This window comes from Achromobacter sp. 2789STDY5608621 (genome assembly GCF_001299375.1).
GTDB lineage: Bacteria > Pseudomonadota > Gammaproteobacteria > Burkholderiales > Burkholderiaceae_B > Achromobacter > Achromobacter insuavis.
Window position 1 is genome coordinate 83,473 of sequence record NZ_CYTU01000026.1, and the last position, 8,175, is coordinate 91,647.

Annotated in this window: 7 protein-coding genes; 2 read left to right on the top strand and 5 right to left on the bottom strand. The window is 68.6% G+C overall.

Going from position 1 to position 8,175, the window contains the following annotated elements; genetic code table 11:
• Nucleotides 1-1,086 (bottom strand): mechanosensitive ion channel family protein (locus tag AOZ53_RS21790; RefSeq protein ID WP_054489293.1); only part of this gene is annotated, 1,086 nt, incomplete at its 3' end.
• A gap of 206 nt (nt 1,087-1,292) precedes the next feature.
• Between AOZ53_RS21790 and argH the strand changes: the two genes are divergently transcribed.
• On the top strand, nt 1,293-2,714 hold the full coding sequence (argH, locus tag AOZ53_RS21795; RefSeq protein WP_054475755.1) for an argininosuccinate lyase: 1,422 nt from the start codon (nt 1,293-1,295) through the stop codon (nt 2,712-2,714).
• Between the two features lie 87 nt (nt 2,715-2,801).
• Here the strand turns inward: argH and AOZ53_RS21800 are convergent, their stop codons facing one another.
• Together AOZ53_RS21800 and AOZ53_RS33700 are read right to left on the bottom strand one after the other, a co-directional pair.
• The gene (locus tag AOZ53_RS21800; RefSeq protein WP_054432032.1) at nt 2,802-3,221 is read right to left on the bottom strand and encodes a type II toxin-antitoxin system HicB family antitoxin; all 420 of its coding nucleotides are present in this window, start codon (nt 3,219-3,221) and stop codon (nt 2,802-2,804) included.
• Nucleotides 3,222-3,299: 78 nt separating this feature from the next.
• Nucleotides 3,300-3,485, bottom strand: coding sequence for a type II toxin-antitoxin system HicA family toxin (locus tag AOZ53_RS33700; protein ID WP_082385729.1), 186 nt, complete (start codon nt 3,483-3,485; stop codon nt 3,300-3,302).
• Nucleotides 3,486-3,730: 245 nt separating this feature from the next.
• Between AOZ53_RS33700 and AOZ53_RS21805 the strand changes: the two genes are divergently transcribed.
• The gene (locus AOZ53_RS21805) at nt 3,731-5,764 is read left to right on the top strand and encodes a PEP/pyruvate-binding domain-containing protein (RefSeq protein WP_054489281.1); all 2,034 of its coding nucleotides are present in this window, start codon (nt 3,731-3,733) and stop codon (nt 5,762-5,764) included.
• Between the two features lie 94 nt (nt 5,765-5,858).
• Here the strand turns inward: AOZ53_RS21805 and lpdA are convergent, their stop codons facing one another.
• On the bottom strand, nt 5,859-7,262 hold the full coding sequence (lpdA, locus tag AOZ53_RS21810; protein ID WP_054489283.1) for a dihydrolipoyl dehydrogenase: 1,404 nt from the start codon (nt 7,260-7,262) through the stop codon (nt 5,859-5,861).
• A gap of 2 nt (nt 7,263-7,264) precedes the next feature.
• The coding region (locus AOZ53_RS21815) for a dihydrolipoamide acetyltransferase family protein (RefSeq protein ID WP_054489285.1) at nt 7,265-8,175 on the bottom strand (911 nt) is incomplete at its 5' end.

An 8,175-nucleotide genomic window follows, 5' to 3' on the forward strand; every position in this document is an offset into this window, starting at 1 on the left:
GACCGGGATGCCGTCGGCGGTGGGTTCCATCATGCGCACCATCATCGCCATGTCCTGGCGCACCTCGGGGTTCTGCTTCAGGTAGGCCAGGCCGTAGGCGCGGAAGGTGCCGATATTGGTCAGGCGGCGGCGGTTGGCCGGCACGCTGGCCAGCTCGCCCATGGTCTGGTTGGCCTGGGCGATATCCTGGGTCTTGACCCGCAGGTAGTCGTGCAGCAGCCGGAAGCGCATCAGGCGCTGGGCCTCGTCATCGGTCAGGAAGCGCACGCTGCTGGCGTCGATGCGCAGGGTGCGCTTGATGCGCCGGCCGCCCGACTCGAACATGTGGCGGTAGTTGCGGTAGCTTTCCGAGAACAGCTTGTAGGTCGGCACCGTGGTGACGGTGTTGTCCCAGTTCTGCACCTTGACCGTGTGCAGGGCGATGTCCTTGACGAAGCCGTCGGCGTTGGACTGCGGCATCTCGATCCAGTCGCCGATGCGCAGCATGTCGTTGCTGGTGAGCTGGGTGCTGGCCACCAGCGACAGCAGCGTGTCCTTGAACACCAGCAGCAGCACCGCCGACAGCGCGCCCAGGCCGGAGATCATCCACAGCGGCGAGCGGTCGATCAGGATCGACAGCACCAACACGGTGCACACCGCCATCAGGATCAGCTTGCTGATCTGGATATAGCCCTTGATCGAGCGGGTCTGCGCCCGCGTGGTGGCCGAATAGGTGTCCTGCCAGGCGCTCAGCACTCCGGAAAACGCCACGAACACGCAGATCCAGGCGCCGGCGTGGGCCAGCCGCCCCACCAGCGTGGCGGCCTTCTCGACGTGCGGCACCAGGTCGATGCCCACCGACACCACCGCGAACGGCACCGCGTACCAGAGGTTCTGGTACGCCCGACGGCGCTGCAGGGCCTTGTCCCAGTCCTCGTGGCCGCTGACCACCAGCAGCCGGTGCGCCAGCAGCAGCACCACCCGCGCGACCACCCACTGGACAAACAGCGCCGTCAGGATCAGCACGCCGATGCCGACCAGCGTCTGCGCCCACGGCTGGTGCGGCATATAGGTATCGAGTTCGGTGGCCAGCTGTTCCCATTCCATGGGCATAGGTCGTGTGCTCTCTTTCGGGTGGCAGGGGGGACGGCGCGCCGGCCGCCGCCGGGACGGGCCCGGTGAACCGCCGGATGCGACCCTGAATTATCCGACAACTCGCGCCGCCGCAAGTTTCCAGCCGCAACAGCGGGCATCCCGCCCATGGCGCCAGGATTCGTCAGCCGCCCAAGGCAGGCCCTATAATCCCCGCCATCATGGCAAACACTCCCTCCCCCGATCAAAACCAGTTCGCCAACAAGGCGCAGGCCTGGTCCGCCCGGTTCTCGGAACCGGTTTCCGAACTCGTCAAACGCTACACGGCGTCCGTGGACTTCGACAAGCGCCTGGCGCGCGTCGACATCCAGGGTTCGCTGGCGCACGCCGACATGCTGGCGGCCCAGGGCATCATCGGCGCCCAGGACCTGGCCGACATCCAGCGCGGCATGACCCAGATCCTGTCCGAAATCGACGCCGGCAGCTTCCAGTGGCTGCTCGACCTCGAAGACGTGCACCTGAACATCGAGAAGCGCCTGGTCGAGCTGGTCGGCGATGCCGGCAAGCGCCTGCACACCGGCCGTTCGCGCAACGACCAGGTGGCCACCGACATCCGCCTGTGGCTGCGCGGCGAAATCGACACCCTGATCGACCTGCTGCGCCAGCTGCGCCACGCGCTGGCCACGGTGGCGCTGGACAACGCCGCCACCATCATGCCGGGCTTCACCCACCTGCAGGTGGCCCAGCCCGTCACCTTCGGCCATCACCTGCTGGCCTACGCCGAGATGTTCGGCCGCGACGCCGAGCGCCTGGCCGACTGCCGCCGCCGCGTCAACCGCCTGCCGCTGGGCGCCGCCGCCCTGGCCGGCACCTCGTTCCCGATCGACCGCGAACGCGTCGCCAAGACCCTGGGCTTTGACGGCGTCTGCCGCAATTCGCTGGACGCCGTCTCCGACCGCGACTTCGCCATCGAGTTCTGCGCCGCCGGCGCGCTGATCATGACGCACGTCTCGCGCCTGTCCGAAGAACTGGTGCTGTGGATGAGCCCGCGCGTCGGCTTCATCGACCTGGCCGACCGTTTCTGCACCGGCAGCTCGATCATGCCGCAGAAAAAGAACCCCGACGTGCCCGAACTGGCGCGTGGCAAGACCGGCCGCGTCAACGGCAACCTGGTCGCCCTGCTGACCCTGATGAAGGGCCAGCCCCTGGCCTACAACAAGGACAACCAGGAAGACAAGGAAGGCCTGTTCGACACCGTCGACACCGTGCGCGACACGCTGACGATCTTCGCCGACATGGCCGCCGGCATCAAGGTCAAGGCCGACAACATGCGCGCCGCCGCGCTGCAGGGCTTCGCCACCGCCACCGACCTGGCCGACTACCTGGTCAAGCGCGGCGTGCCGTTCCGCGACGCCCACGAAGTGGTGGCCCACGCCGTGCGCGACTGCGAACAGCGCGGCTGCGACCTGGCCGACCTGTCGCTGGACGAGCTCAAGGCCTACCACGCCACCATCGGCGACGACGTGCACCAGGTGCTGACGCTGGAAGGCTCGGTCGCCGCGCGCAAGCACGTGGGCGGCACCGCCCCCGAGCGCGTGGCCGAGGAAGCCCGCCGCGTGCTGCAGGAAACGGCGGCGCAGTAAGCCCGCGGTTCCCTCGCTCGAAAACAGGCGGCCCCGGATTTCCGGGGCCGTTTTTCATGGATCGCCGCCGTGTGCGCCAACGGGGCGTCAGACGAGCGAAACCTCCAAGCGCCGTCCAAGCTGCTCCAGCGCCGACTCGACCTGATCGATCCGGGAGGCGTGTCGCACATCCAGCAGGCGATCCACTTGTGGCATGTGCACGCCCATGCGGCGAGCCAACTCCGCCTTGCGCACCCCTTGCTGGATCATCTCGTTGGACAGGAACACTTTACTGGTCACCAGCGCCGGCAAGGTCACCGACGCCTGCCCCGCCAGCACGGGCGACGGCAGGGGAATGGGCCGGCGCGCGTCGAAGTAGATTTCCAGCGCAGCCTCAAGCGCTTCCCGGGCGTTGATCGCAGCCTCTTGCTGGTCATCACCCACTGTCAACGCTTCCGGAATATCTGGAAATCGGACGAACCAGGTGCGATTGGAATCAAGCGTCAGGGTGAACGGATAGGTCAGCATATAAGCCTCCCGGTTACCGGACTGGGTGGAAAGTGAAGAGCACAGGGAATGACCGTCGACTGCATTGAATCCGCCGTCTCATTTCAATCCGAGTTGCTTCTTGATTTCATGTTCAAGGTGCTTACCCATTTCCCTGGAGCCATGGTACGGAAAGATCGTCGTGATGCCGTTCAACGTGACTCGAAAGTGACTGCTTCCGGCACGATGTGCGACAAAAACCGCCCCTTGCCGCTCGAGCCATTTTTTGAATTCGCTGTATTTCATGGCCCGTGCGCATTACAGACAAGCTTAAACAATAAAGTTGTCTAAGAAAACATAAATGTTGTCCTCACCAACTGCTGTCATGACGGACTTTCGGAGCGTATCCGCTGGTCGGGCATGCCAGTGAATTGGGCTACGTTTACCGGAACAAATTACCTGTCACGGCGTGTCATTCCTCGTTTCCGATCTCGCACGAGCGGCGGGGACAGGTTCGCTATGATGGGCGCTTTCTCACTCCCCCCTCCCCCATGCCAGCCCTGCGCGCGTCCTGGTTTCCGTCGCCCCTGTCCCAACCGGCCGTTCTGACCGCCGCCTGCCTGCTGGCGCTTGCCGCCCTCCCCGCCGCCCAGGCGCAGACCGCGCGCAAGCCGTCGCCGTACGAAAACGTGATCGAGCCCGTCAAGGCCCGCCCGCTGACGCCCGCCGAGATCGCGGCGCGCAAGGCCGAGGACGCGCGCCGCGGCGGTCCCGCCTTCATGGCGCGCATCGACGACGAAGCGGCGTTCCGCCAGTTGGCGCGCGTCTACAACGCCGGCACGCCGCTGGAAATCCCGCACGTGCTGTTCGTGATCGACCGCCAGCGCGGCGACCGCATCTATTACCTGGACACACCGCGCTACGGCCTGCACGAGACCTTCGCGCGCGAGCGACGCCTGCTGCCCGGCAAGGACAAGGCCGCGCTGACCGCGCAGTACAAGGATCCCAACCGCCGCCTGCTGTTCGGCACCCTGAGCTGGCAGCGCGACCTGCCCGGCTACACCTACGAATTCTGGGAAGGTGACCGCCTCACGCCCGAACTGCTGAAGCTGGCCGACGATGTGGTCGCCAAGAGCTTCTATGCCCCGATCCGCTTCAAAACCAACTCGACCCTGCACGAGCAGGCCGCCGCCACCGCCGGACTGCGCTTCGTGACGCAAGAGGCGCTGCTGCGCGAACAGGCCTTCCTGCCGCTGAACCCCGGCGCCGCGCAGGGCCGGCTGCGCATCGTCGCCTCGGTCGACGCCACGCCCGACCTTCAGCGCGACGACATCGTGGTGCTCGACGAAGTACCGATCGCCATCCCGCCCGTGGCCGGCCTGATCACGCAGCGGCCGTCCACGCTGCTGTCGCACGTCAACCTGCTGGCCAAGGGCTGGGGCATCCCCAACGCCTACGTGCGCGACGCCACCAACGTCCTGCGCCAGTACGACGGCCAGTGGGTCACGCTGACCGTCAGCGGCAACGACTACCGGGTGCAACCCGCCGACAAGCCCGCCACCCGCCCCCCGGCGACGCCGCCCAAGCCGCGCGCGCAGCTGCCCAAGCCGGACCTGACGGTGCAGGCGCTCAAGCCGCTCGATGCCCTGGCCGTGCGCGACAGCCGCCACTGCGGCGTCAAGGCCGCCAACCTGGGCGCGCTCCGCTCCGCCCTGCCGCCGGCCGCCAGCGTGCCCGACGGCTTCTGCATCCCGTTCGCGCAATACGCCGCCTTCATGCAGCGGCTGAACGTGGCGCAACGGGTGGCGGCGCTGGAGCAGCGCCCCGATTTCATGGCCGACGCCGAGGTGCGGCGCAAGGAACTGGCGGCCCTGCGCCAGGACATCATGCAGGCCGCGCCTGACTCGGCGCAGGCCGAGTCCTGGCGCGCGCTGTGGCAATCTCGCCTGAAGGGCGCGGGCGTGTTCGTGCGCAGTTCATCGAACTCCGAGGACCTGCCCGGCTTCAGCGGCGCCGGCCTGTACACCACCGTGCCCAACGTCACCCAGCCGGACGCGCTGGCCAAGGCGGTGCAGACCGTGTGGGCCTCGGTCTACAACTTCGACGCCTACGAGGCGCGGCGCGCGGCCGGGATTCCCCAGGACGCGGTGGTGATGGCCGTGCTGGTGCAGCTGGCGGCGCCGTCCGACAGTTCCGGCGTCATGATCACGCGCGATCCGTTCGACGCCAGCCGCCGCTACGTGACCTACATCTCGGCCAAGCGCGGCCTCGGCATCAAGGTGGTGGAAGGCAAGCGCCAGGCCGAGCAGGTGATGTATTCGAGCTGGTCCAAGGCGGTGCAGGTGCTGAGCCGCTCGGCCGAGGATACGCAGTTGGTGGCCGACGTCGCCGGCGGCGTGCGCGAAGTGCCGATCGCGCCGGACGCGCGCCAGGTGCTGAACGACGCGCTGGTGGCGCGGCTGGCCGCCGTCGGCCGGCAGGTCAAGCAGCGCCTGGGCAAGGCCGACCAGGACATCGAATGGGCGGTGGTCGGCGACAAGATCATCATCCTGCAGGCGCGGCCCTACATCGACGCGCGCCGCTAGCGGACCTTTTTTCCTTGGGGCGGCCCGGCGGCAAAAAAAACCGCGGTGGCGGGCATAATGCCCGCCACCGCGGCTTCGGATCCTCCGTAGCGGATCAGATGTGCAGCGCGTGCCCCAGCGCCTTGAGCGCGGCTTCCTGCACCGCTTCGCCCAGGGTCGGGTGGGCATGGATCGTGCCCGCCACGTCCTCCAGCGTCGCGCCCATTTCGAGCGACTGGCCGAACGCCGTCGACAGTTCCGACACGCCCCGGCCCACCGCCTGCCAGCCCACGATCAGGTGGTTGTCGCGGCGCGCCACCACCCGCACGAAACCGTCGGTGGACTCCAGCGTCATCGCACGGCCGTTGGCGGCGAACGGGAACGACGCCGCCAGGCAGTCCAGCCCGGCCGCTTCGGCCTCGGCCGGCGACAGCCCGGCCACCACGACTTCCGGATCGGTGAAGCACACCGCCGGGATCGCGGCCGGCTGGAAGTGGCGGCGCTTGCCGGCCACCAGCTCGGCCACCATCTCGCCCTGCGCCATGGCGCGGTGCGCCAGCATCGGCTCGCCGGCGATGTCGCCGATGGCCCAGACGTCGCGCATGGAGGTGCGGCACTGGTCGTCGATGCGCAGCGCGTTGCCCTTGCGGTCCAGCTGCAGGTTTTCCAGGCCCCAGCCCTGCGTGCGCGGACGCCGGCCGACGGCGATCAGCACCCGGTCGGCGGGCAGCGCGGTCTCGGCGCCGCTGGCGTCCTGGATCCGCACCGCGGTGCCGGCGCCGTTCAGCCCCAGCACCTTGCGGCCCAGGTGCAGCTCGACGCCCAGCTTGGCCAGCGCGGCGGCGACGGGCTTGGTGAGTTCCGCATCGTAGGTCGGCAGGATGCGGTCCTGCGCCTCGACCACGGCCACCTCGGCGCCCAGCTTGCGGTACACCGTGCCCAGCTCCAGGCCGATGTAGCCGCCGCCCACCACCACCAACTTCTTCGGGACGTCGGCCGGCGACAGCGCCTCGGTCGAGGACACCACCATGCCGCCGAACGGCACCGACGGCAGCGGCGTCGGCTCGGAGCCGGCCGCCAGCAGCAGGTGCTCGCACTGGATGCGCTGGCGGCTGCCGTCGGCGCTCTCGACCTCGACGGTCTTGCCGTCCAGCAGGCTGGCCCAGCCCTGCACCACCTGCACGCCGTTCTTCTTGAGCAGCGCGCCGACGCCGCCGGTCAGCTTGCCGACGATGCCGTCCTTCCAGGCCACGGTGCGGCCGATGTCGATGGCGGGCGCCGACACCGAGATGCCCAGCGCCGACTGGCCGGCGTAATGGCGCGCCTTGTCGAATTCCTCGGCCGCGTGGATCAGCGCCTTGGACGGGATGCAGCCGATGTTCAGGCAGGTGCCGCCCAGCCGGTCGCCCTCGACCAGGATGGTGGGCACGCCCAGTTGCCCGGCGCGGATCGCGGCCACATAGCCGCCAGGCCCGCCGCCGATCACCAGCAGGGTTGTCGTCTTGGTAGTCTGGCTCATGCTTACTCCACGAAAAGCAGCGCGGGTTGTTCCAGCAGCGCGCGCACGGCCTGGATGAAGCGGGCCGCGTCCATGCCGTCGACCACGCGGTGGTCGAACGAGGACGACAGGTTCATCAGCTTGCGCGCCACCACGGCGCCATTGCGGAAGGCGGGCCGCTCGACGATGCGGTTCACGCCCACGATGCCGACCTCGGGATGGTTGATGACCGGCGTGGTGACGATGCCGCCCAGCGGTCCCAGGCTGGTGATGGTGATGGTCGAGCCGGACAGCTCGTCGCGCCCGGCGGCGCCGGACCGCACCGCTTGCGCCAGCCGGCCGATCTCGGCCGCCATCGACCACAGGTCGCGGGTTTCGGCGTGGCGCATCACCGGCACCATCAGGCCGCCGTCGCTCTGCGTGGCGATGCCGATGTGCACGGCGCCATAGCGCGTCACCTGGCCGGCCTCGTCGTCATAGCGGGCGTTGATCTGCGGGAAGTCGCGCAGCGCGATCACCATGGCGCGCGCCAGCAGCGGCAGCAGCGTCAGCTTGCCGCGCGACTCGCCGAACTTCGCGTTCAGGCTGACGCGCAGGTCCTCGAGCTCGGTGACGTCGATTTCCTCCACGTAGCTGAAGTGCGGAATGCGGCGCTTGGACTCGGCCATCTTCTGCGCGATCTTGCGGCGCAGGCCGATCACGGGCACCTGCTCTTCGTCATTGCGCTCGGCATAGGCCGGGCCGCGCGCGGCGCTGCCGCCGCCCTGCCCTTGCAGGTAGGCGTCCAGGTCCTCGTGCATGACGCGGCCGGCCGGGCCGCTGCCGTGCACATAGCGCAGCTCGATGCCCAGGTCCCAGGCGCGCTTGCGCACCGCCGGCGAGGCCAGCGGCTTCTCGCCGGGTTGGCGCGTCGCGGCGGGCGCCTGGCGCGCGG